19 protein-coding genes and 3 pseudogenes are annotated in these 25,860 nt (G+C 38.8%); 9 read left to right on the forward strand and 13 right to left on the reverse strand.

The features are described 5' to 3' along the window. Positions 1-136: 136 nt before the first annotated feature. Positions 137-658, forward strand: coding sequence for a GNAT family N-acetyltransferase (locus OTG27_RS02975; protein ID WP_063576011.1), 522 nt, complete (start codon positions 137-139; stop codon positions 656-658). Between the two features lie 40 nt (positions 659-698). Here OTG27_RS02975 and OTG27_RS02980 read toward each other — a convergent pair whose 3' ends face one another. Then, positions 699-2,957, reverse strand: coding sequence for a HelD family protein (locus OTG27_RS02980; protein WP_374941234.1), 2,259 nt, complete (start codon positions 2,955-2,957; stop codon positions 699-701). A 348-nt stretch (positions 2,958-3,305) separates the two neighbouring features. On the opposite strand from OTG27_RS02980, the gene OTG27_RS02985 reads away from it, so the two are divergent. Continuing rightward, on the forward strand, positions 3,306-3,545 hold the full coding sequence (locus tag OTG27_RS02985; protein WP_057277417.1) for a hypothetical protein: 240 nt from the start codon (positions 3,306-3,308) through the stop codon (positions 3,543-3,545). A gap of 743 nt (positions 3,546-4,288) precedes the next feature. Continuing rightward, positions 4,289-4,471: pseudogene (locus tag OTG27_RS02990) on the forward strand (IS5/IS1182 family transposase); the annotation flags it as partial. A gap of 214 nt (positions 4,472-4,685) precedes the next feature. Here the strand turns inward: OTG27_RS02990 and OTG27_RS02995 are convergent. Beyond that, positions 4,686-5,087 carry an RDD family protein gene (locus OTG27_RS02995; RefSeq protein WP_268936167.1) on the reverse strand — a complete coding sequence of 134 codons (402 nt, stop codon included), beginning with the start codon at positions 5,085-5,087 and terminating at the stop codon, positions 4,686-4,688. A gap of 344 nt (positions 5,088-5,431) precedes the next feature. Between OTG27_RS02995 and OTG27_RS03000 the strand changes: the two genes are divergently transcribed. Together OTG27_RS03000 and OTG27_RS03005 are read left to right on the forward strand one after the other, a co-directional pair. Further along, positions 5,432-7,051, forward strand: coding sequence for an ABC-F family ATP-binding cassette domain-containing protein (locus OTG27_RS03000; RefSeq protein WP_034307325.1), 1,620 nt, complete (start codon positions 5,432-5,434; stop codon positions 7,049-7,051). A 198-nt stretch (positions 7,052-7,249) separates the two neighbouring features. Continuing rightward, entirely contained in the window at positions 7,250-7,522 is a 273-nt protein-coding gene (locus OTG27_RS03005; RefSeq protein WP_034307327.1) for a hypothetical protein, read from the forward strand. Positions 7,523-8,611: 1,089 nt separating this feature from the next. Here OTG27_RS03005 and OTG27_RS03010 read toward each other — a convergent pair. The 11 genes and pseudogenes from OTG27_RS03010 to OTG27_RS03060 form a co-directional block, all read right to left on the reverse strand. Next, positions 8,612-10,150, reverse strand: a complete 1,539-nt coding sequence (locus OTG27_RS03010; protein WP_268936424.1) for a glycoside hydrolase family 32 protein — start codon at positions 10,148-10,150, stop codon at positions 8,612-8,614. A 106-nt stretch (positions 10,151-10,256) separates the two neighbouring features. Next, complete coding sequence (locus tag OTG27_RS03015) at positions 10,257-11,720, reverse strand: glycoside hydrolase family 68 protein (protein WP_268936168.1); 1,464 nt, start codon at positions 11,718-11,720, stop codon at positions 10,257-10,259. Between the two features lie 142 nt (positions 11,721-11,862). Beyond that, entirely contained in the window at positions 11,863-13,137 is a 1,275-nt protein-coding gene (locus tag OTG27_RS03020) for an ABC transporter substrate-binding protein (RefSeq protein ID WP_268936169.1), read from the reverse strand. Then, positions 13,137-14,303, reverse strand: coding sequence for a response regulator transcription factor (locus OTG27_RS03025; RefSeq protein ID WP_268565817.1), 1,167 nt, complete (start codon positions 14,301-14,303; stop codon positions 13,137-13,139). The genes OTG27_RS03020 and OTG27_RS03025 overlap by 1 nt, the downstream gene beginning before the upstream one ends. Beyond that, positions 14,281-16,110: a cache domain-containing sensor histidine kinase gene (locus OTG27_RS03030; protein ID WP_268936170.1), complete on the reverse strand. Its 1,830-nt coding sequence runs from the start codon at positions 16,108-16,110 to the stop codon at positions 14,281-14,283. Before OTG27_RS03030 ends, OTG27_RS03025 begins: the two co-directional genes overlap by 23 nt. A gap of 265 nt (positions 16,111-16,375) precedes the next feature. Next, positions 16,376-16,914, reverse strand: a pseudogene (locus OTG27_RS03035) (FecCD family ABC transporter permease); the annotation flags it as partial. A gap of 1,028 nt (positions 16,915-17,942) precedes the next feature. Further along, a complete protein-coding gene (locus OTG27_RS03040; RefSeq protein ID WP_268936171.1) occupies positions 17,943-18,779 on the reverse strand; it encodes an alpha/beta fold hydrolase in 837 nt (278 codons plus the stop codon). Between the two features lie 389 nt (positions 18,780-19,168). Continuing rightward, positions 19,169-19,774 (reverse strand): alpha/beta hydrolase, encoded by a 606-nt coding sequence (locus tag OTG27_RS03045; protein ID WP_268936172.1) that lies wholly within the window; start codon positions 19,772-19,774, stop codon positions 19,169-19,171. Then, positions 19,771-20,727, reverse strand: coding sequence for a ring-cleaving dioxygenase (locus tag OTG27_RS03050; RefSeq protein ID WP_268936173.1), 957 nt, complete (start codon positions 20,725-20,727; stop codon positions 19,771-19,773). Before OTG27_RS03050 ends, OTG27_RS03045 begins: the two co-directional genes overlap by 4 nt. Positions 20,728-20,822: 95 nt before the next feature. Then, positions 20,823-21,764: a ring-cleaving dioxygenase gene (locus OTG27_RS03055; protein WP_098864715.1), complete on the reverse strand. Its 942-nt coding sequence runs from the start codon at positions 21,762-21,764 to the stop codon at positions 20,823-20,825. Positions 21,765-22,068: 304 nt separating this feature from the next. After that, positions 22,069-22,788, reverse strand: a pseudogene (locus OTG27_RS03060) (low temperature requirement protein A). A 268-nt stretch (positions 22,789-23,056) separates the two neighbouring features. Between OTG27_RS03060 and OTG27_RS03065 the strand changes: the two are divergent. The 4 genes from OTG27_RS03065 (at position 23,057) to OTG27_RS03080 (ending at position 25,853) form a co-directional block, all read left to right on the forward strand. Next, positions 23,057-23,626 carry an NADPH-dependent FMN reductase gene (locus OTG27_RS03065; RefSeq protein ID WP_098936810.1) on the forward strand — a complete coding sequence of 190 codons (570 nt, stop codon included), beginning with the start codon at positions 23,057-23,059 and terminating at the stop codon, positions 23,624-23,626. A gap of 160 nt (positions 23,627-23,786) precedes the next feature. Next, positions 23,787-24,431, forward strand: a complete 645-nt coding sequence (gene ycaC / locus OTG27_RS03070) for an isochorismate family cysteine hydrolase YcaC (RefSeq protein ID WP_268936174.1) — start codon at positions 23,787-23,789, stop codon at positions 24,429-24,431. Positions 24,432-24,618: 187 nt separating this feature from the next. Beyond that, positions 24,619-25,263 carry a hydrolase gene (locus OTG27_RS03075; protein WP_268936175.1) on the forward strand — a complete coding sequence of 215 codons (645 nt, stop codon included), beginning with the start codon at positions 24,619-24,621 and terminating at the stop codon, positions 25,261-25,263. Further along, a complete protein-coding gene (locus tag OTG27_RS03080) occupies positions 25,260-25,853 on the forward strand; it encodes an antibiotic biosynthesis monooxygenase (RefSeq protein WP_268936176.1) in 594 nt (197 codons plus the stop codon). The genes OTG27_RS03075 and OTG27_RS03080 overlap by 4 nt, the downstream gene beginning before the upstream one ends. Positions 25,854-25,860 lie beyond the last annotated feature (7 nt).

The following is a 25,860-nucleotide window of genomic DNA, read 5'->3' on the forward strand; positions in this document are numbered from 1 at the left end:
CTCATCCTTCCCTTCATCTGGTTGATCACTCTTTTATTTCTTATCCTTTCAAAAGCAGTTATAAACATAAATAAAATGCTTATTCACTTTTTCCATGATATTCTAGGGGAAATATGAAAATCTGAAGGTGTTTTTTATGAAGATAAGGAAAGCCATAGAAGAAGATGTAGATGGAATAGCAATTGTACATATAAACAGCTGGAAAACAACTTATAAAGGAATCCTTCCGGATCAATACTTGTCTTCCATGAATCTGGAAGCCAAAAAGAAAAACTGGCTAAGGAATTTAAAAATGCTGCATAATGCTACCTTTGTTGCGGAAAACGCCAATGGGGAAATCATCGGTTTCGCTGCCGGTGGACCAGAACAAACGAATGATCCGCATTTTCAAGGTGAAGTATATGCCATTTATTTTTTAAAAGAATATCAACAACAGGGACTTGGACGAAAAATGATAAAAGCGGTCATACATGAGCTTATGAAAATGGAACATAAGAATTTAATAATCTGGGCATTAAAGGATAACCCATCATGCGGTTTTTACAAAGCACTTGGAGGTCAAGTGATAGCTGAAAAAACCGTTAAAATGGCAGGCGTCGAGCTTATCGAAGTCGGTTTCGGATGGGAAGATATTCAGGATATCCTTTTGCATCTATGAGCATTTCACGAGGAGGTGGTGGCATTCCACCCTCCCCCTTTCATGTCTCAATAAGGAAAGCATTCTTCTCTTTACCTAAAAAATATAGCCTGTGCAATGGCCTTGTCATTGTTACGTACAGCAATTTGATATCAAGTTCGTTTTCGTGGCAATACGCTTCTTCGAGGGATATTGCAAATACGACATCGAATTCGAGACCTTTGGCTTGATAGGAAGGAACAATCAATGTTTTATCTTTAGGGATGTTTCCCGCTTCATCTATTAAATGAAAGCCTTGATGGAATTCACTTAGTTTCTCATTTGCCAGCTTGCAATCTTTCATCGTTTTGGCAATAACGGCAAACGTTTTAAAACCTTCTCCTTTAAGGGTTGCGATCAGCTCGATCAGTTCTTCTTCCCAACCTTCCTTTTCAATGTAAATGAATTCTGGATCCTTGCCATGCCGGACCACGGGTTCAACTTCCGGGAAATCGTATGTTAACAACTGAAGTATTTCATTAGCTTGTTTCATAATTTCAACAGTTGTTCTGTAGCTTTTTTGTAATTCAGTATACGTCGCCCGAGGGAAAATACGACTGTGAACCTCTTCCCATGTTTGAAGTCCGCGGTATGAATGGATGCCTTGTGCAAGGTCGCCTACAAGTGTGAACATATCGGTATCCACTGCCGTCTTTAGGGCCTGTAACTGCATGAAGCTATAATCCTGTACCTCATCAATGACAACATTTTTTGCTTTGTTTTCTTTATCGACACCGAAAAGCCGCTCCTGAAGATATAATAGTGCTCCTAAGTCCTCTATCTCATAACTATTAGCAGAAAATAATTTATGATTGTACTCACATAAAACCCTGGCATCTTCAACAGTAAGCTTACCGTTGCTGTATGAAGCGAGGCGCTCTGGATCTTGGTATAATTCCTGATAGTACTCCAGGAGATCTTTACTTTTGAATTGCTTAAAATACGCTTTTACAGAAGAACGGATCGCCTTTTGGATCTGTCCTATCCTTTCCTCTTTTTTATCGAGGCATTTTGTAACAAATTCCTTGCGTATGACTGGATCGATATTCTTATAGAGCGCCTTCTCGATTTTGGCATCATAAAGATCAACAACACGTTCAAGCATTGTTTTCTTTTTTAATTTCACTTCATTTTGTAAAATGGCCTTCAGTTTGTCCAGCCTGCTGTATAACGGTAAATACCAATAATCCTCTTCCAATAATCTAATGAACTTCTTAGCGGAATAGAGGCGATATTTATCACAATAAAAATCAGCATCCGGATGAAACCCACTGAAAATATCCTTTATATATTCGTCCAATATATATTTAAAGGCAGGGGATCCTTTCAGACCTGATATCCAGACAGCTGAATTAATTTCTTCATCATCTTTTTCCAGCAATCGCGTTAATTTATCATCCGCTATAAGCTTCACTTGCTTTCCTATCGCTGCCTGAACATATTCGGAAAACGTGAATTGTTTTACCTTTTCGACACCCAATTCAGGTAAAGCTTCAGATATGTAATCAATGAATACCCGGCTCGGAGCAAGAATCATTAATTGTCGCGGATCGAACAAGTCCTTATAGTGGTAAATGAAATAAGAGATCCTATGTAAAGCGATTGTGGTTTTACCGCTGCCCGCTGCGCCCTGGACAATGATAGGTTTATTCAAATCTGCCCGAATGATTTTATTCTGTTCTTCCTGGATCGTGGTGATGATATCCGTCAATCGATTGCTGGAACTCTTGGAAAGGGATTCCTGCAACAATTCATCCGTTGTTGTCAAATCAATGTCCCTTATCTCCTCCAAGACACCTTCTTCTATCATTAGCTGTCTTTTTAAAGTGATGTTCCCGCTGAATGTCTCCCCTTCCGCTTCATATTCTATTTCACCAATCCGTCCCTCATAATACAGATTTGCAATCGGTGAACGCCAATCGACGATGATCTGTTCCTGGCTTTCCCTCTGATAAAGAGATGCTTTTCCGAAATAAAGGACTTCGCCTCTCTCCCCATCATTCCTTTCAAAATCCACTCTTGCAAAGTAAGGTTTTTTACTTGCTTTGCGTAAACTTTCAAGTTCGGTTTTGGACATCTCAAAAAAGTTGGCCGTGGTAAGCAGCTGTGAATATAACGCTGATTCAGACCAATCGGCATCGCCAAAGGCTTCTTGCATATTCCGCTGAAATTGATCTTTGCTTGTTTCAGATGTTTTGATGACTACATCGATATAACGTTTTGTAAAATCCAGCCGCTGGCGTTCCTGTTCAAAATCAGGGTGATTACCCAATGAATTCACTCCCCTTCCTTGTATATTGATCAAACTTATTAAAATGCCGATGCTAAGACGAAATGGACATTTATACTATCAGAAAAGCCAATGGTTGACAAATCTGGAGACATAGAATTATATAGTTGTAATGTACCTTCCCTGATATTTCATATAATTCGAAGAATACACGATATATTCCAGATTGGATTTAGCTTTGGTATGTTGACTTATGCTGAGACCTTCATGGATCTGCCTTTCTTCTGTAATTGTCATCAACTCTTAACATAAATAACGCAACTTTAATGTTTTATCGGAAACTGACATTATATACTTAAATGACAATTACATAACTTTTTTAAGAAAGCGGGTCCTGTCATGGAAATAAATCAAAAACAACCAATGCTATCCCCTAAATTAATCCATGAACTTGAAATCTTATCATCCAAAACACAAATGCCTATTTCTGAGTTACTGGAAATATCCGTAATTTCACTGCTGGAAAAAGTGAATGATACAAAAGAACTTAATGTTGGACTTAATAATAAAGAAATGATTTTAAGAAATAAAATCATCATCAATCAAAATAAAGAGGTTTTGAATAACAAAAGCACTTGACCATTAAGGTTAAGTGCTCAGAATGTAGACAAACTCAATGAAAATTGAGTTTGTCTACATTTTTTTCTTGTACAAGCTCGGACGTTGATTGGAACGTTTTTTAAAATAAAAACTGCAGGCTGGTCTATTCCGAATCAAGATTATTTTATCCTTTGAATTTTTCTCCTGTACTCCTTATTGGATGGAAGAAATTTGCGACACTCCTGCCGAATAACTGGCTAGCCGAGACCACAGACGCTTGCGTCGAGGAGGCTTGGCAGGCAGTCGGCGGAAAGGGAGCGGATTTCTGAAATCAACTCGAACGTTTTTGAGGGTTAGTAAATCTAATCGTTGATTGGAACGTAGGGCACTCGCTTTCCCCGGGCGGTCCGCCCTCGGCATGGCCTGCGGGGTTTCCCTTAGCCACGCTTTTCCCGCAGGAGTCTCGTACCTTACGTTCCAATCACCTGGAACGTTTTTTAAAATAAAAACTGCAGGCTGGTCTATTCCGAACCAAGTTTATTTTATCCTTTGAATTTTTCTCCTGTACTCCTTATTGGATGGAAGAAATTTGCGACACTCCTGCCGAATAACTGGCTAGCCGAGACCCCACAGACGCTTGCGTCGAGGAGGCTTGGCAGGCAGTCGGCGGAAAGGGAGCGGATTTCTGAAATCAACTCGAACGTTTTTGAGGGTTAGTAAATCTAATCGTTATTTCCACTCCAGGCACTCGCTCCAATCAACTAGGTTTAAAAACTTGGATAGAACAGATTTTCTATCGAATAACAGCCGCTGATAGAAAGTTAATAAGTGCTGAACACGTATTCGTCGGTTCCACACATGGGAAAGCCAATGCGAATAAGCGCAAATTTGAAAAGAAAATTGTACGCAAAGAAACACGAGCATATCAAGGACGTCTTCAAAATGAAATAAATCAAGATCGTAAGCACTTGACCATTAAGGTTAAGTGCTCTTTAGCTTCCTAACTGCCACTGTATTACTGCTATAGATATTCTATCGTGGTTTCCAATGTAATATTTATACCTAAATACCGTACAATAAAGTATTCGGCTAAATTTCCTACATATTTAAAAAATCATATCGGTTTGAATCTGTATTTTCGCAAAAAAAAAAGCAGCTATTAAACTGCTTATCCGTTATTCATGGTTCATTTGATGTCACGTATGTACCTGCTATGAAATCATGTATCGATCTATGGTCTTTCCTTATGCCAACCATGAATGCACTGACAATAAACCCTATCCCTAATGTAATGGCATATACCAAAGCAGCAACTAAATACCTCAATAGCATAGTGCCTATGCCTAATTTTTTGCCGTCCATCCTTACTATGCGTATTCCCATAATCCTTTTACCAACTGTATAGCCATACCATAGTATCGGGACAAACACCATGTAAAGAAAGTTAAAAAGAGTTGAAAAATTTTCATTTTCCCAATCACCGGTAATCACCCCGAAAATTATCGCTAATGGTGCTGATACTATTATGCCGTCCAAAACACCTGCAAAAAGACGTTTCCAAAAACCTACTGAATCACTCATATATGTCCCTCCCATTGTATTAGTTACAGTTACCTATATTACCAATTATAAAGTTGTTGTGTAATGAGACTTTATACCCATAATCATATTCAATAAAAAAATAGTACTTACATTTATAGGTTGCAATTTATAAACAAAATTAAATCCTTGTGTTATTTTTGCTTATAAACGTTTGTTTTTACTAATCTGCCTTTAATTTTCCTAAGAAATAAGATACAATTTAAATGATGCACAGTTTAAAACATACAAGATCGTAAACTGCTGTTTGTAGGAATCAGCGTAAAACTAATGAAACAAAGTGTTGAACACGTTGAAACAAAAGTATTTTGGAGGAATGTAAATAAATGATTACAGTAAATAATGTTGGTTTACGTTATGGCGATCGTAAACTGTTTGAAGATGTTAATATAAAATTCACTCCTGGTAACTGCTATGGCCTGATTGGTGCGAATGGTGCCGGTAAATCCACTTTCTTAAAAATCCTTTCAGGTGAAATTGAAGCACAATCCGGTGATGTCCATATGGGGCCAGGCGAACGCCTTGCCGTTCTAAAGCAGGATCACTTCGCTTATGAAGAGGAAGAAGTCCTTAAAGTCGTCATTATGGGACATGAAAGATTATATGAAGTCATGCAAGAAAAAGATGCCATCTATATGAAGGAAAACTTCACCGACGAAGACGGAATGAAAGCGGCCGAGCTTGAAGGGGAATTTGCCGAATTAAACGGATGGGAAGCTGAACCCGAAGCTTCAATCCTCTTAAAAGGCCTTGGGATTACAGAAGACCTGCATACGAAGAAAATGGCTGAATTGAATGGTGGCGACAAAGTTAAGGTATTGCTTGCCCAGGCACTATTCGGTAAACCGGATGTTCTATTACTGGATGAGCCTACCAACCACTTGGACTTAAAAGCGATCAAATGGCTGGAAGAATTCCTAATCAACTTTGAAAACACTGTTATCGTAGTTTCCCATGACCGTTACTTCCTTAACAAGGTTTGTACACATATCGCGGATCTTGATTTCGGTAAAATCAAAGTTTATATCGGTAACTATGACTTCTGGTATGAATCTAGCCAGCTTGCCCTTAAACTGACTCAAGATGCCAATAAGAAAAAAGAAGAAAAAATAAAAGAGCTTCAAAATTTCATCGCGCGTTTCAGTGCCAATGCATCCAAATCGAGCCAGGCGACATCCCGTAAGAAATTATTGGATAAAATCAGCTTGGATGACATCGAGCCTTCTTCACGCCGCTATCCATATGTCGGCTTTACTCCTGAACGTGAAATCGGGAACGACCTGCTTCGTGTAGATGGAATCTCGAAAACGATCGATGGCGTAAAAATATTGGATAATGTCAGCTTCACGATGAATAAAGGCGATAAAATTGCATTTGTCGGTAAAGATGAGATTGCTAAAACAACAATGTTCAAAATCTTGGCAGGTGAAATCGAACCGGATGGCGGCTCATTCAAATGGGGCGTTACGACCTCTCAGGCATACTTCCCTAAGGATAATGCTGAATTCTTTGAAGGTGTCGATTTAAATCTTGTCGATTGGCTCCGTCAATATTCTCCTAATGACCAGAGCGAAAGCTTCCTGCGCGGTTTCTTGGGCAGGATGTTATTCTCTGGCGATGAAGTCACGAAAAAGGCAAGTGTACTTTCAGGGGGCGAGAAAGTCCGCTGTATGCTTTCCAAAATGATGTTAAGCGGTTCGAACGTCCTGATGCTTGATGAACCTACCAACCATCTGGACTTAGAGTCGATTACAGCATTAAACAACGGTTTAATCAGCTTTAAAGGATCTATGATCTTCTCTTCTCATGATCATCAGTTCATCCAAACTATTGCGAACCGGATCATTGAACTTACTCCAAAAGGTACAGTCGATAAGCAAATGAGTTATGATGAGTACCTTGAAAATGGCGAATTGCAAAAACAAGTCGCTGAAATGTACAAATAATACTTTTATGAAAGCACATCCTTATTGGATGTGCTTTTTTCGTTCGCTATTCCTTCTGCCTGCATTTATTTCATACCTTTAATGTATTGAAGGCATAAAAAACACGCTACAATAAATATAATAATATTCCCTGAAAGATGAGCACTGAATAATTACATGGATAAAAAGGTATATTGGTAAGGAAGGAGTGAGTTAGAATTGGATGGTCATACAGTGAAAAATATTTTTGATGATACAGGATACCTTTTTTTATATGATAAATTCAGTTATCATTTTTATATATCCGGATTGTTCGATGTAGTGGAACAAGAAAAAGTAATCTCGGATTTTTTAAATTCTTATGGCTTCGATGATAAAAACCCTCTCTTTTTTGACGACTTTTCCTACTACTTTAATTGCTTTCATTATTCACACCAGAAACAAAGGATGATGAATTACTTGAAAACCGAGTATGACGAACATATTTGTTAAGTAGTATAAAAGGCCAGATAAACTGTCAAAACTATTCAAAAAAAAGTAAGAGTATAATCGTCTCTTACCTGAGACTATAGGCAAACTTGATTAAAATTGAGTTTGCCTACAGTTTTTTTATGGTTGTACGATTTAGATGGTGATTTCCGCTCCAGGCACTCGCTTTCCGCGGGCGGTCCGGGAAGCCTCCTCGGCGCCTGCGGGGTCTCCCCTGGACGCGTTTTTCCCGCAGGAGTCTCGCACCTTTCTCTCCAATCAACTTTGGTTTAACTTTTAGATAATAGTAGTCTACAAACCGTAGCTCCCTTGTCTATATGATTGGACCAAGTTTTTTGCCTATACAATTGGGGTGTTGATTTCCGACCCCACTTTGTCTACATACTGGGGTAAGTGCCCCTTAAATTCCCCCCTGTTATTCTTCCTTTCTTGCTGCCATATTCATGTTCACTTTGGCTCGCTTGATTCGCGATTTTTTCTCTGCATCGACGAGCTATATCACCCTCCCTCACCTGCGTAATCCTTGGCTTTCCAAGCGACTCATGATATCCATTTTTCCCAAACGTCTTTATTGGTGGACGTTACGATAATGAGTCCCACTTTAGTTAAGTCGTTCGAGGCTGCCCACTGTAACTCCTAGGGAAACTTTTCACGGTTTTTATAAATTTCCTCGACTGTCTTATGTGAGAATTAAAGAATATATATGGTATATGATTATCCATTAATCCCAAGTGCTTCTGGGAGAAATTAAACCTAAAATTGTATCTTTTCCGTAAGGTGTTAAGAACTAAGGTTCTGTTCAGAAAACCTAAGTTTCTTAACACATTTTAGCTGAAGGATTTATGAGGATTTTCCTCATCTGTTTATGTTCAATAACTCATACATTTATTTATGATCAGTTAATATGACGAAGATAAGTTTTAGTACATAGGCTTATAGAAATCGAGCTTTTTCTATGTCGATATTGCTTAACGTATGTTTTATTGCGAAATGTTGGTGGGGCCCCTTTTAGTAAATTTTCATATTTGAAGAGTCATTTCTTATAAAAGAATGTATGTGTACTCATATGAAAGGTATCTGCCAAGATGAGATTCAATTAATCGGATCAAAATGTGTAACCTTCATATTCTTAAAGATCGCTTTGCCGCCCTCGGAGAAGAGAGTAATTCCCTTATCTTCGGCATGAGGGAATATTAAGTTTGAATAAGAAACCTTTCCATCATCCACAAAAACTTCAATACTCGTTTTATCGACGAGAATCTTAAAATGAACCTTCTTCTTACTGACATCAAATGGTGCAGTACTTTCAACCAACTGATTCGTTTCGTCAGGTTGATCTGTGAATACCCGATTGACATAAGAGTAATTTCCTTCTGCAGAGATGCCTACGTCAACGTGGCGTTTTTGATCATCTGACTCCCTGAGCCTAAATCCTGCATTCTTAAAATCCGACCATGAGAGATCCGCCTCTATTTGATAGGCATCTCCTTTAAAATCAAGTGTTTCCGAGCCATCCACTTCGATTTTATTAATAGATTTCGTTGAGCTTGTCAATTCTTTTAATGCTTCTGAAGGCTGTGAAGAAAGATAATACTTATTCTCGCCTTCACGCTTTAGTTCAATTTGACGGACGATCGAATCCATTCCGTTAAACCCTTCTTTTAATGTCGGCGTATTGTTGGCGTAGGCCCAGTTATTCATCCAAGCGAGGGCATAGCGTTTGTCTAATTTGTCACTTCCCTTGCCATCTTCAAACGTTACTCCGCCATACCAATCGAAACCGTAGTCTAGCCATTGCGGTTCATTGTTATCTGGAAGAAATTCCGTTCCATTAAACGTTCCTGTCCAGTATGCATAGGTGTTGGGTTTCCCTGCTGCTTTTCCGTTTGCACTGACACCCAGCACCCACTTTACTGTCCCGTCATCAGCGCGGATCTGGTAAAGGTCAGGGCATTCTAATACTCCAATGTTCTTAGTGGAAAAACTGCTCGTATAGTGCCAATCTTTCAGGTTATAAGACTCATAAAAACCTATTTTCGATCCTTCGGCCATGGTCATGACCCATTTTTGATTCGTGTTATCCCAGATGATTTTTGGATCTCTAAAATCCTTCGTTCCTGGATTTTTCATAATAGGCTCGTCACTGTAAGAGGTAAACGTATTTCCTTTGTCCGTACTGTACCATAGAAATTGTTCTTGTTTCTGGCCATCCTTAGATGGTTGTGTCACGATCGCCACAAAAGCCCCTTTTCCAAACCCAGCTGTATTTTCCTTGTCAAACACGACTGACCCAGTCCATGGATCCCCATTTTGATTCGTATATTTTGGAATGGCAATTCCTTCATCCTTCCAGTGAATCAAATCTTTAGAGGTGGCATGTCGCCATTCTGTACCATTGCCATCCGGGTAATCTCCATTATAAAGGTAAAAATAATGATAATTTCCTTCATAGTAAAGGGGCTTCTGTGGATCGTTTTTCCAATGATCAGGAGAAGTAAAATGATAGGCAGCCCGGTATGAGTGCCTTTCTACCTTATTTGGCGGATTAGCTTCTTTTGTTTTATAAAATGAATGAATCAAAATTCCTGTGCAAATAACCATCCATAATCCAAGAACGAATAATCCAACCATCTTATATTTCTTTTTGTTCACTTAAACTCACCACTTTTCTCTTTTAAAATAGAAAAAAGAAAATGCCAAGTTTTCCTGACATTTTCTTTTTCTTTTCATTGGGCAACTACTTAACCGTAATCTGGCCTTGTTCAAGAATACTGTCTTTTACTACCGATGTTTGTTTCCCTTTAATGTTAAGCTGGAAGCTTGGGGCAAAGGTAGATTTATTGTCTTCAAAATAACCTCTGTTTGTCATGTAGCTTGTCACTACAACATTATCACTGCCAGCCTGCGGGATCGCATAGTGTGCATAGTTCCAAGTGATGTCATATGGATCTAGATCCTGATGCAGGACGATGCCCGTTTTATTTAATGGCTTATATGGGCCAGTTAAGGAATTTGACGTGTAGCCTAACATGTAAATATCTTGATTATCGATTCCATCAATGGTCATTTTTGATCCTCTTGAACTTGTGAATAAATACCACTTGCCGTCCTTTTTAAAGATGTTTGGACGTTCGATTTCATCTGTGACCGTATTAGAAACAATCAATGGCTTCATTTCTTTTTTCAATGTATAATCGTCGTTTACTTCAATAATTCCAATTGCACCGTTTGCAAGTTCAGCTAACTCTTTTTTAGGGCTTTGCAAAAGTTTGTTTTTCTCACCCTGGAAGAATTTATTGCTGTTGCCATAATAAGCTATATTGTATAGCGATTCTTCGCCTTGGTAGCCATATTCTGTACCCGTATTTGCTTCAAACACAAGGTATTTGCGGCCGTTGTCTTCTACATAGTGAGGGTCTCTGAAGGTATGATTATCAGAGGAATTTCCGTCCTCTACAAATTTATCTACAGTTTGGTAGTACTTGCTGTCTTTGCCTTCATAGATGGATTTGTAATCCTCAACACCATCCACTTTTAATGTTTCAGAATCTGGCTCTGAAAGGTTTACTTGAGCGGTTGTCAAGGTTTGTTTCCCATAATTCCCTGACTCAGGTTTATACGGTTCACGGTTTGTATAGAATAAGCGAACTTCCCCGTCCTCAGTGAAGGTTGCAGAACCTGACCACTCTTCGGCTTGCTCTTTTAGGTAAGGATCATTTGGAACGTTTTTATCATTGTCATCAAAAACTCTTCCAGCATTCTTCCAAGCATCAAGGGAGTTGTCGCCCACTTTTTTGTAGAATATGTAGATGAACGTATCACTCGCGTTTTTAGGATCGCCTGCTAATCCAAAAACGATATGATATCCTTTGTACTCTGCAACAGTTCCATCAGCGTTTTGCAATGGCCATGTATCCCACACATCTAAATCAATGGTTTCGCCTGATTCCGTTACTTTTTTGGCAGAAGGGATGTTTTTAATTGTGGATTCGTCAAACCTAGGAACGGCATATCTAGTATCACCGTGCTGATTAATCATATCTTTCATAGCTGATCGAGTGATTTGTGAAGTATCGTACGTTTCTTTGTAATCCGCCGGATCCTTTGGAGCTGCAAATGATTGGGTGACAGTACCGCTTAATAGAATGCCAGTACTGAGTATTCCTGCTGTTGCCTGTTTGGCAAGCCTGCTAAAGTTCATAAATCTTCCTCCTCGTATGTGTTTGCTAGTACAATAGAATTATAGGCGATTCCTGAAAAGAGAGGTATGCCACATATTGATTGGAATTTAGTCGTATATTGATATCGCAGTTGTAATAGGCAAAAAAAGCCCCGGCAAGAGGCTATTCCTTCGAAAACCTCTCCCAGGACTTCTGATATTCATTGAGCAGCTGATTGCGGTTAAGCTGATTCCCGACATAGAGCTGAGTCGCGGCTCCGAATTCTTCCCTAACTTCAACAGGGAAGTGAAACCAGTTAGATGGGACGGTGTTCCCCTCTTTGTAATTTCGAAGTGTTTCTTCTGCGAGCGGCCCTATATCATCAGTTTTAATGTTCTTAAACGCAGGAATGAATTTGAATTCTTCCGTCATGAACCGTTTTCCTTGTTCTGACAACACCATCCAATTTAAAAATTTCTTGGCTTCTTTTTTCTTTTCAGGAATGGACTGTTTATTTACGGCCCAATAATTTGGAACGCTGACGACAAGGGCTTCCTTTAAAGGTCGGTCATTAATCGGAATCGGCATAAAACCGATGTTCATGTCAGGAGAAGCTTGATCGATCATCGGCTGAATCCAGTTGCCTTGCTGAATGATGGCTGCTTTTCCGGAGGTAAACAAATTCACTTCCATTGTATAGTCCGTAGACAGTGGATTATCGTTTCCGTACTTTATGGTGAGATCCAGCAGGGCAAGGAGATCCTTAAATGTTTGATTGGTACTGATTTTTTCCGTTCCGTTATTTAAATTTCTTATAAAAGCATCAGTATCCTTTTGCTGGGCAAAAGCAACATTCATTAGATGGTCTCCCAATTTCCAGTCTTCATAATAGCCTGTTGCAAAGGGAGTAATGCCTGCATTCTGCAGCTTTTCGGCAGCTGCTGTCAATTCAGAAAGAGTGGCCGGCTGGTCAGTAATGCCGGCTTGTTTAAATAGATCCTTATTATAGATAAAGCCATACCCTTCAAGGTTAACCGGCATTCCGTAAATTTTCCCGTCCAATGTGACTGGCGTCAGGGATTCTTTGTATGCTTGATTAATCCAGGGCTCCCCTGAAAGATCCTCCAGATAGTTCCGCCACAGCTTTGCATTTTCATAGCCGCTGTTTGTAAAGATATCCGGACCAGTGCCGGTCGCCATTTCGGCTTTTAGGTCGGCGAGGTCATCCATTGCCCCTCCAACAGTATGTACCCTGATATTGACGTGAGGATTTTCCCGTTCATAAGCACGCGTCATTTCTTCAAATTGAGTGGATATTTCCACTTTCGGATTCCTTAAATCCAGCGTGATTTTCCGCTCTGTCTTTTTTGTTTTTTCTGGTGGGGCTTCATCCTGACATGCAGAAAGAGGCAGGCTGACGGCTCCGATTAACAAAAGGGATAAAAACCTGTTTTTCATCATGTCACCCCTTTAGATTCATGTTGATCGTTCCTGTTCCTGAACTCAAAAGGCGTCATGCCGACGACCTTTTTAAATAGCTTTGAAAAGTAGATTTCATCTTGATAGCCAAGCATGGTAGAAATGGAATAAATGCTTTTGTCTTTTTGTTTCAGCCACGACTTTGCTTGGCTGATTCTAAGCTCCGTGATGTATTTCGACAGGGTCATTCCGGTTTCTTGCTTATACTTTCTTGAGATATGCTCGCGGCTTAAAAAGAAAACATTCGACAGCTTTTCCAGACTCAAATCCTCCATATAATACATGTCAACATAGGAAACCATGTCTTCCATGCGGCGAGCGGCATCTATTTCATCCAGACGGTGGATGGATCGGAAATTTTGTTCCTCGAGCTTTTTCTGCAGAGCCTGAAACGAGGTCCTGATATCCGATAAAGTTTCGACCTGCTCTTCAGTTACAAGCCTTACCGGGATATCGAACTCCTGGCTGATCCATTCCTCAACGGAGAGCCATTGATCGCGAATGGTGATAACAAGGCAGAGGTTAAGATCCGTCTGCAGGGAAAACGCATTTCCTAATTTACGGTCCGTAAGCTCATCTGAAAGCTTTTGGATATAGAGATCCGGATTGTGCATCTGGTAAAAGGAGAGCAGCGTCAGCATATAGCCCTCCGATTCAGGAAGAAACTCGGCCAGGCTGCTTGAATCCGAACGGTCCCCCAGACATATCGCAGTGGCTAACTGGTTTCTCCGCAGTTTTTTCACATCTTCCAGCACTTCAGCATGTTCAAAGTCATCCTTCCAGGCTTGTACCGATTTTTCCAGTGTATGATTGAACGCCTCATACTCAATCGGCTTCAGCAGGTAATCAAAGCTGCTGTGCTGAATGGCTTTGCGCATATAGGAATAATCGTTATAACCAGTAATGAAAATAACTTTCCCAGGATAGGAAATGGAATCCAGCCACTCAATCAGTTCGATTCCGCCCATACCGGGCATTTTCACGTCTGTAAAGATAATCTCCGGGCGTTCTTTTTCAATCAATGATTTTGCCTCATGGCCATTTTTGGCTTCCAATAGCTTGGTGATGCCATGAGTTTCCCACTGGCCTAAATGGCGTATGACGTCCCGCACATTGAATTCATCATCGACAATCAGTGCTTTCACCGTGTTCATCTCCTTTCCTGAAGTAAGTCTTTATCATTCCCAAGGGGCTCTTTATCGGGATCCTCATGCTGACGGAAAACCCCAGCCCGTCATTCGAATCAACTTTCATTTCTGCACTTGGTCCATACCCTAGAAGCAGCCTGTCACGAATATTCTTCAGGCCTATATGTTCATGCGAATAAGTCCCTTCGTAAGGGGGTGTATAGATATGTTCCCGTAGTGTCTGAAGCTCTTCTTCCCTCAGACCCGGACCATCATTCTCAACAGTAAAGCACAGATCGTTTCCTTGTTTTTCCCCGTTAATGGACAAATGAGCGTTGCTGTACCCTTCCTCATACGTGTGTTTAAAGAAATTCTCTGCCAGGGGCTGCAGAATCATACTTGGAATAGTCATGTCCAAAATGGACTCATCGATATTGACCGAATAACTTACATTTTCACCAAAACGCTCTGTTTGAAGGGAGAGGTACGCTTTTGTATACTCAACTTCATCCCGAACCCGTACCCATTGATCTGCCTGCATTGAGTAGCGCATCATTTTGGACAGAGAAGTCAGCAATTGATAGACCTTTGGTGCATTCGACCTGAGGGCAACAGCGCCTATGGATTGTAAAGCGTTAAACAAAAAATGAGGATTAACCTGTGATTTTAACGCCCTGAACTGGTTCTTCCTGTTTTCAATTTCAAGCTTATATTCACGGTCAATGTGGGAATTGATCCGGTTCATCATGTCCTTCATGTGGGACTCCAAATGGCCAATTTCATCGCTTCTGGTATCATCAAAAGGGACATTCATATTTCCGCCTTCAATGGAGCGGACTTTACTGCTCAGCCTCGTAATGGGACGGGTAATCCTATTTGAGATAACGCCTATCATCAGCAAACCCAGTATTCCTACGCCGATGCCGACAAGGATATTGGTATAGGCGGTTTTCCTGACATCTTCATATAAAGCCTGACTCGACATGACCTTAATCAATTTCCAGCCGTTCAGTGACCCTGATAACTCTTTTGATAAGAGAATATCGTCATCATGCCGGCTCCTATTCCCGTCAAGACGTTGCTTTTCTTCGGCAGGAAGAGGTTTTCCAATCAGGGCACGATCATTTGCATACATGACGCGATCTTTTGAATCAATTAGCAAAACTGAAGATGCGTCTCCCTGGACAAGGTTATTGCAAATGCGGGCGTACTCGCCCAAATCAATGTCGATTGTAATCATCCCAAGAAACTTTTTAGAAAGAACGTCAATAATTTTGTGGTGAAAAGTCATCACCATCGTTTTGTCCGATTTTGGAACAATGGCTGCATTATTGTAATTCTCAAGAGGGTGGGGCGGCTCAATCAAATATTGTGAGTCAGATGTATACAGCTGTTTGATCGGGTCCCGGTTCAGAAAATCCGGCTGATACCTGTGTGTGCTGATCATTGCATTATAGACAGTAAATGACTCATTGTTTTTAGCAATATAGAAACGGATTTGCCGGAATTCGTTTCTCATTAGATAAAAGGTTTCGAGACTCTTTTCCATGGTCATAGGGTTGAAATAAATGGAGTCTTCGAAGCCGTTTTTAAAAATCCGAAACAGATCAGGGTTGCGGTACAGAATATATGGAAAATCAATCATGTCGTCAAAATACTGCTCCAGTTCATCCGCATTCTTCTGAAGCTGCTCCCGGCTGTTTTCAAGTTCATACTGCTCCACACTGTTTTTTGTGTAAGTGTAGATGAAAAAAACGGACAGGAAATAGGGCAGAACGATGAAAATCAGCAGCATGATCAATAAACGGCTTTGTATGCTTTTCAAAGGAGGCACCCCCTTTCGCAGAAGGCTATTTTTTTAGTCTGATCTTATCTTCTCACTTTAGCATCCTAAAACTATATCAAATCAAAAAACCAAGTCAATCATGCTTAAGTAGGATTCGTGTAAGTGCATGTATCGTTATATTTCGCAGTTCGGGCTTATATTATGTTCCAATTTGCGCTGCGCCAGAGATTTGAAGATGATACGGCAAACAAAAAAAGCTGAAGACATCTTCAGCTTTTACAAAAATTATGCTTTTTCTCCTACTCTTCATTAACAAATACATAAAATAAGGAACCCCTATTAAAGCGATCATAATTCCCGCAGGTATGTCTTTAGGTTCAAGTATGTTTCTTCCGATGGTATCTGCCACAAGCAGCAGCCAGGCGCGAATCAGAATCGCTACCGGCAGGAAGAGCTGATTTCGAGGTCCGACCAGAGCTTTTGCAAAGTGCGGACCCTGAGCCCGACGAAGGCGCTGCCTCCTGTGGCAAAGACAGCTGCTGCTGCTGCTGCAAGCGAAACCGATGTCAGCAACAGGATCGCCCTTTTTTTCAACTGATACACCTAAGCATATTGGCACAGATTCACTCAACCCAAAAAGATTCAGCCGAGTCTCTTTGTACAGTGTAAAGGGGATAAGAATAGCAGGTCTGCACCCCATATGTTCCCTAACAGCCAATTTGCAATAAAATCCACCTTTTGTCAATCAGCAGATGAAATAAGGACAAGCATCAGACCTGAGAGTGCCACAGAAAATCCCACCCCTGTTAATACAAGTTTTACTGGCTTCATTCCCGCAGTCCGTCTTCGTAATTGTCACAAGAGGTGGTAATTCGATGGCTTCAGAAGGTTTCAAACAGCAACCACATCATGTAACTTGTCGTATCTTTATGTAAAGCATTCGAAGCTTCGTTAAAGTAATCATTTTCTAATTTGAACCAATAAAGTTCCGATTTAGATTTATAGTAGCCTGCCCTGTTCATCCTGAACCCATAAAACAATCCAATACTGTTTCCCCTTCATTGGTTATAGTTACGAGAATAAATTAATTAACTCAGTAACTATATTAAGGCAAAATTCATCTTCCATTTACATTAACTTTAGAAGATATTCCTCAAAATATGATGAATTATGAAAAGGATATGTCTGGACTATATTAGTATGGGGAACGGCTGTAGGGTTTTATACAAAGTATAAATTTCCTACATGTATGCATTTGAATATCGAAGATTCTATTAACTCTTATAGGAGTAGCTGTTAGTTAAATAAACATTCACAAAAATATAACTTTAAAACAAATCGAATAATTCAAAGTAGAGATAGAATTGATAAATAGTTGATAGAGAGACTGAAAGAAGAAAAAGTCATTCACTCTTTCAGTTGAAGCACGGTTTCGATGCAAGGATGGAAATGGGAAATAAATATAGAAGTAAGCCTTTACCACTTTGGGCAAAGGCTCCTTTTTTGACGAGTTTCTTCTATTAACTAGGAAGGTATTAGACTGCCTTTTTCCTTTAGAAATACATTTATAACAATTAAGGTCAAGTACATCTCGGGGTGCCCTAGATCTGCTAATAGCTATAATTCTGTATATATCACAGCTAACTTTTTTATTAGCAGAACCCCAAAAATGCAATTGCAGTTAACAAAAAGGGTATTGAAAAATGTGGAATTATCCAATCAATCCCTGATATCAGCGTAATAATAATTACAAGTCATTTATACTAAAAATTAGCAACACTCTACTTCTGCCTCATATTAAGAGTTTTCCTACAACCTTATAAAAAGAAAGACTGCTCCTCCTTCTCTAAAATAGGATCGTCATTACTTTATTAATCTTTTAAAAATGTTAGTAACGCTTCATTAAATTCTTTTGGATGAGTTGCGTTTAAACCATGCGGTCCACCCTTTATTAGAGCGAGCTTACTACCAGGAATGGAATCATATGTACGTTTTCCACTTAACTCAAAAGGTACAGTTGCATCAGAGTCACCGTGAATAATAAGAGTAGGTATATTGAACTTTTCCAAGTCCTTTCTAAAATCTGTCTTACTAAAGGCCGTTATACAATCGAGCGTACCCTTAGGTGAGGCACTGGCTGCAATATCCCGATTATATAAACGGAATGGCTCACTAACTAAATCTGTTTGATTACCCGCCGCGAAAAATCCCCTCGTAAATTTGTCAAGAAATGCAAGGCGGTCATTTATCACGCCACTTTTGAATTCTTCAATTGTTGCATCATCTAATGCTCCTTCAGGATTATCCTCTGATTTGTATAAAAAAGGAGGAACTGCTCCAGCAAAAACAGCCTTTTCAATACGATCTGTTCCATACGTACTAATGTATCGAGCTACCTCACCTCCACCCATAGAAAAACCAACAAGTGTGACATTTTGAAGATCTAAATGTTCTAACAGTTTATGTAAATCGGAAGCAAATGTTTCATATTCATATCCTTCCCATGGCTGGGATGACTTTCCGAATCCTCGACGATCATATGTTATGACTCTGTAACCCGCTTCAATAAGAGCTGGAACCTGATATTCCCAAGATCGTCCACTTAAAGGCCAACCATGTATTAAGACAACAGGTTTCCCTGAACCCTGGTCCTCATAATAAAGTTCAATTGGAGCATGATTTTCATTACCTACAGTAAATTTTGCCATATAAATTTCCTCCCATGAATTAAACCTATATTCTTGCTTCTCTAAAAAAACTCTTCACTCCAAAACATTTAACATATTTTTTGCAAAATGTTTATAGGATTATTATATTCCCTACTATCGAAATTGTAAAATTATTCAAAAAATATCAAATCAACTAATATTATTAGATTCAATTTATTTAAACCAAGGTGTGTGAATTATTAAAAAATATTGAAAAAACTAAACTGAAAAATAGAATTAAAGATTTCTAAGCAACCCCAATTGGGGTATCTCCAATTAAGTTGGAATTAGGAATCACAGCCCTTCCTAAAACATCAAGGCTTATTTATCCGATTTCACTCTGCGAATTTTAAGTTATTTACAAAAAAATTAATTTGTATTTCTAAAGTTCAAAAGACCCTACGATACCAGTGAGCCGCAGCTTCAACTTCATCAACAGTCAATTGATGCCCCCTATTTTCCCAATGAATTTCAACTTTTGCATTAGCCTTTTCAAATAAGGATTGAAGTTCAGTAGATTCCATCGGCGCACATATAGGATCATTTTTACCAGCAGCAATAAATACTGATTTTCCTGACAAATCAGGAAGAACAATTCCTTTTCTCGGTACCATCGGGTGATGAAGACTGGCTCCCTTTAATGCATTTTGATAGTGAAATAATAAACTAGCAGCTATATTAGCTCCATTTGAGTATCCAATGGCAACCATGTTTTCTCGATCAAAATTATACTTTGCAGCAGAATCATCAAGAAACTCATATAATTCTTTTGTACGGAAAATCAGATCTTCCTCATCGAATACACCTTCAGCTAATCTCCGAAAGAATCGAGGCATTCCATTTTCCAATACATTTCCGCGGACACTTAGCACTGAAGCCTCGTCATCAATTCTTCCCGCTATAGGTAATAAATCTAATTCATTTCCGCCAGTACCATGTAGTAATAATAACGTTGGTTTCGTTGAATCTTTACCCTTATTAAATATATGTTTCATGATTGATCTCCCTCCAGAACGCGAACTTCCACATTAGGTAAGGCTTCTTCTAATTCTTCTCGGTTTGGCTCCAGCCAGGATGGCAACATCAGTTTACTTCCAAGTTCAGCGACAGCTTCATCAACGGAAAAGCCTGGAGGATCTGTCGCTATTTCAAAAAGGATACCGCCTTGTTCATGGAAATACACAGCTTTGAAGTAGTTTCGATCACGAATCTCAGTCGGATAATACTCCTTATCTTGAAGAAGTGTTCTCCATCTCAATAGATCTTGGTCATCCTTTGCCCTCCATGCGATATGGTGAACAGTTCCAGCCCCTTTTAACCCGCGAACCGAAGGAGTTAGCTTAATATCAATTGTATTTCCAAACTGACCATCCGATTTAAACCTAAGGAAGCTCGCTTCTTGCCCAAGACATTCGAGCCCTAACACGTTTTCAAGCACATTTGCAGTTTTATTAGGCTGAGTTGAAATTAATATAGCTCCACCAAACCCTTTAATTGCAACCTCTGAATCGACTTCCCCAAAACTCCAAGTATTTTTTGGCCCTTCATTTCGTTCCACTAATTCAATTTCGAGACCATCTGGATCTTGAAATTGTAAATATTTTTCTCCAAAACGTATTGATTGAATAAACCTGATTCTAAATTTCCCTAAACGATTTTCCCAAAATTTAATCGAATGATTCGGGATTATAAAACTGGTTACTCCAACCTGTCCTGTTCCAATTCGACCTTTTAACTGCTTTGACCACGGAAAAAAAGTTATAACAGATCCAGGTTGACCAGTTTCATTTCCAAAATAAAGATGATAGACTTCTGGACGATCAAAGTTTATCGTCTTTTTTACAAGCCTTAACCCCAGTATGCCAGCATAAAAATCAATACTTCTTTGGGCATCGTTCACCATTGCTGTTATATGATGGATCCCTGTTGTTTTTTGCAACCTCACCATTCCCATTCTCTTCATTAATTTGATCAAGAAATTAATTAGGTCTCTCTATGGAAAAATCTCACCTAACTTTGCTTAATTTGTACCAGCTAACCAGCTCACAACTCTAATTCTCTTACCTCAAATGGTAATAAACTTTGTTTAATCTTCCCTCTAGACTGTTCATACTGCTCTGGCAACATTAATTTTTCTCCCATCGTCGCTTCAGGTTCATCGTGAGCAAATCCTGGAGGATCTGTTGCAATCTCAAAGAGAATTTCCCCGTGTTCTTTAAAGTAAATCGCATTAAAATAATTTCGATCTCGTACAGGAGTTACCCCATATCCGTTTTCTTCAACATATTTTTGCCATTCCAATTGGTCTTGATCATCCTTTGCCCGCCATGCAATGTGGTGTACGGTTCCAGCACCCATTGTCCCGCGTCCTATTGTCGTTAATTTTAAGTCAATAACATTGCCAATTTCTGCTGAAGAACGGTAACGTGCAAAGTCGCCATCCTTGCCGATTAATTCTAGTCCTAATATGTTTTCTAACAATACAGCCGTTTTGTCAGGATGGGTCGATAATAAAGTAGCACCGCCAAAGCCTTTAATAGCTACCTCAGGTGTTACCCCGCCAAAGGTCCATGCATTTACTTCCCCTTCTTCCCTTTCAACAATTTCCAAGTGTAGCCCATGTGGGTCATCAAATTCCAAGTATTCCTCGCTAAAGCGCTCCCTTACGGTAAAAGGAATATTGAAGGATTCCAGTCTTTTTTCCCAGAACTTCATAGCTCCTTTTGGAACAACATACGATGTAACGCCTACTTGACCATCACCAATTTTCCCTTGACTAGCTCCTGCCCATGGGAAAAATGTCATGATTGTTCCTGGTTTTCCACCCTCATTGCCAAAATAAAGATGGTAGGTACCTGGGTCATCAAAATTGACAGTTTTTTTCACTAAACGTAAACCTAATACACCTGCATAGAAATCAACATTCTCTTGAGGATGACCAACAATTGCAGTAATGTGGTGAATACCCATCGTTTTTTTACTCATTTTATTTTTCACTCCTCTTTTTATTTCTGGTTAGACACTAACCTTAAAAAAGCATCGCCAATTTGTCGATAATTGTATATGCGACTTTATGGGTGTTTTTTCCTTTGTCCAAAGTTTTTTATTGTCTATAAATATTGGATCTTTAATTTTATTAAAATAAGAACATGGAAAAATTATTCACAATACCCATTTTTTATTTCAATCAACTTATGGATAAACTGATTCAATATCAAATGGAAGTAATACCAATATATACAAATAAACCAGCACTATAGATTGATACTGGTTTAATTGATGCTTTTATTTATGTAGTTGTTAATTTAGCATAGATGATAAAAAACAGGGTTAATTGTCCTATTATCATAATATTTGGTACTACTACAATCAAATTAATAACAAAAAAGACTGGTAAAATCCCTAAAAACAAGCAAAAATGATAAATTTTCAAACGATGTTGTTCAAACCTGTATTGATGAAAAACAAGTGGGCTGTATTAGTCGGAACCTTTTCTAAACACTTTCTTCCAAGCAGTGGGATAATATCGATAAGAATTCCGAAAATACAACACAGCATACCGAATCCAAAAATCAAAAAAGACGGATAATAATGAAATAACGATTCCAACCCAAAAATATCTTCCTAGAAAGAGTGCTCCTTGCTTACGAACTCCTGCTTCTATCCGCTGGACAATAAGATATTGGATCGCAGTCACAGCCCTTAACCCAATATAACCTATTAAAAAAGAAAGATAATAAGGGTCAAAATCTGCTGACAAGCTTGATGTCATTATTAGGACAAAAACATTTGCAGGATCAAAAAGATTCGTTAATAAAATAAATCTTTTACGAAACGGTTAACAAAGATGGTTTGCCTCTCCCTAACCCACCAGATCGGAATGAAAATTAAGACAAATTTCACTAAATACTTTATATGGATATGACCATCTTCAACATGAAGTAAAACATGAGTTGCAACCGCAAACGTCATAAAATAGTTCTAACCACGCAACTTTCTTTTCTTCCATTTCTGCACTCCCTCCAATTTTCTTATTGTTAATAGATAGGTGGAAATATATGGTTATTCAAAGAGGAAATAATATAGACATAGTCTATTTGCCATAGCTTGCAAACACAAACCAATAATAAGAAAACTAATGAGAAACCCTTACTTCCTAGATTATTTGTACTAAACACCTCATTAAATTAAACAGTTTGATGATTAGGCATAAAGCCACTTTTTTTACGTTGGTATATCATGGTATGATGAGGTGATTTTAACAAAGGAGGAAATATATGACAAAAACTATAGGCCTTATTTGTGGTAGTTTACGAAAAGACTCTTATAATCGAATCATTGCTCAATCATTAACAGAGATGGATGATTCCCATCAATTTCGTTGGATCGAGATAAATAAACTACCTTTGTTTAATGAAGACTTAGAAATAAGTGTTCCAGAAACAGTGACATCATTTAAATCTGCTATCCAGGACGTTGACGGTATCATTATTGTAAGTCCAGAGTACAATTCTGGAATTCCAGGCGTATTAAAGAATGCATTGGACTGGGCATCAAGACCCCGGGAATCCGCAGTTCTTAGCAGAAAACCGGTCGGCCTAATCGGAGCAACTCCTGGGGGGTTAGGTACTGTTTATGCTCAGATGCAAATCAGAGAAATACTAGAAACTATGCAAGTTCATGTTCTTCCATTTCAAAAAGTACTGATTTCTCAAGTACATGAAAAGATTGATTCCGATCAGAAAGTGCTTACTGACGAACAAACAAAGCGTTATCTTCAGCGTTATTTACAACAATTTATAAATTGGATAGATAAAACTCTTGTTTTAGATAAAGAAGTAAAGTAAGCATTTTAAAAATAAATCTGACGTTTTTTCTGATTTTCAAGAAAATTATTGGCATAAATATAAGTTTAGTTATAAATTGATTGCGGAGAATGAAGAAATTTATGGTAAATAATCCAATGTTTAAGCTTTCTTCATTACTTTAATTTAGGAGGAATACATAATGTCTGATCTCTATTCTCGTATTAATAAAGATGAAGCTGTCGTTCTTTTAGTGGATCATCAAACTGGACTTATGGCTGGACTTGTTCGTGATTATGGTGTTGATGAATTTAAGAACAATGTTTTGGCTCTTGCTCGTACTGCTAAGTTTTTTGATTTACCAGTTATTTTAACAACAAGTTTTGAAAACGGACCTAATGGACCACTTATGCAGGAATTGGTTGATCTTTTTCCTAACGCTCCAAAAATAGCTCGTCCTGGACAAATTAACGCATGGGATAATGACGATTTTGTAAAAGCTATCGAAAAAACTGGAAAAAAACAACTTATTCTCGCGGGCGTAGTTACAGATGTATGCGTTGCCTTCCCTGCACTTTCCGCTATAAAAGCTGGGTATGAAGTTTTTGCTGTTACTGATGCTTCAGGAACTTTCAGTAAACAAGTTGCAGAAGCTGCCAATACGCGTATGGCACATAGTGGCGTGCAACTTATGAACTGGTTTAGCGTAGCTTGCGAACTACAACGCGATTGGCGCAACGATGTCGAAGGTTTTGGCAATTTGCTTGCTAGTAATCTTCCAGGTTATCAAAATGTAATTGGAAGCTATATGGGAGCTCAGCGAGATCTTAGTAAACAAAATGCATAAATTTATTCCTAAGAACTAGCTATAAATCAATCACTTTTTTAAAAGTGGATAGTATAAATTTAGCGCTGATTTAATCAGCGCTCCTTTTTAAATTAAGAAGTATAGCAAGGCTTTTATTTTTTCGATTACAGCTGAAACTAATAATTGCCTTTTAGATGAAACAATTTTAAAAAAGGAGTGTTTTATTATGAGTAATTTAGAATTGTTAACTCCGGAGAACAGTGCATTAATTTTGATCGATTTTCAGCCTCAAATGACTTTTGGAGTTGCAAGCATTGACAGACAAACATTAATGAATAACGTTATGCTGCTTGCTAAATCAGCAAAAGCTTTTAAAGTACCCACTATTCTTACTACAGTTGAAACACAAAGCTTTTCTGGTTATTTTTGGCCACAAATCCTTGACATATTCCCAAACCATGAAATTATAGAACGTAGTTCAATGAACTCTTGGGAAGATTCAAAATTTGTTGAGGCAGTTAAAGCAACAGGTAGAAAGAAATTGATATTTGCAGCACTTTGGACTGAAGTTTGTCTTGCATTCCCTGTGCTTGAAGCAATTAAAGCTGGCTATGAAGTTTATGCAGTTGATGATGCTTCAGGTGGCACAAGTTTGACAGCACATAACGCTGCTATGCGTCGTGTAGAACAAGCTGGAGCAATTCCAGTGACAGCAATTCAAGTTTTACTTGAATACCAACGTGACTGGGCACGCAAAGACACTTATGATGCTGTTATGGAAATTGTAAAAGAACACACTGGTGCTTATGGTCAAGGTGTGGAATACGCATATACTATGGTACATGGCGCGCCTCCAAGCAGGAAAATATGAATCAAGAAAAAGTAACTGTCGGAGAAACTCATACAGGGAACACTATGGATGCTGGTGGTCCAGTAACAACGATTGTTACATGGGAAATTCAAGAAGGTAGAGAAAAACAGTTTGAAATGTGGAGACATGAAATCGAAGCTGCCGCTACTAAATTTCCAGGGCATTTAGGCGTAAATCTAATAGTCCCCAATAACGGATCCAGAGAGTATACTGTTGTTTTTCGCTTTGATACGTATGAGCATCTTCGTGCTTGGCAAGAATCGGATATTCGTCGAGATTTGTTAAAAAAGGCAGAACCATTTCAAGCTACTAATCCAACGTACAAAACTGAAAGCAGTTTGGCTTATTGGTTCGTTACTCCGAAAACGCCAGTTCCGCCGCCAAAATGGAAAATGTCCATTGTTACCGTTCTTGGTGTATGGCCTCTTAGCATGTTGGTTCCTATAGTGGTAGGACCTATAATTAAAAATATGAATCATATTTTGTCAACTTTTTTTGTTTCGGTATGTATAGTGTCTTTGCTTTCATGGGTAGTAATGCCCGTTCTCGGTAAAATATTTCATCCATGGTTACAGAATAATAGGAAGTAGACGAGGT

The organism is Peribacillus sp. AS_2 (assembly GCF_026891895.1).
GTDB lineage: Bacteria > Bacillota > Bacilli > Bacillales > DSM-1321 > Peribacillus > Peribacillus frigoritolerans.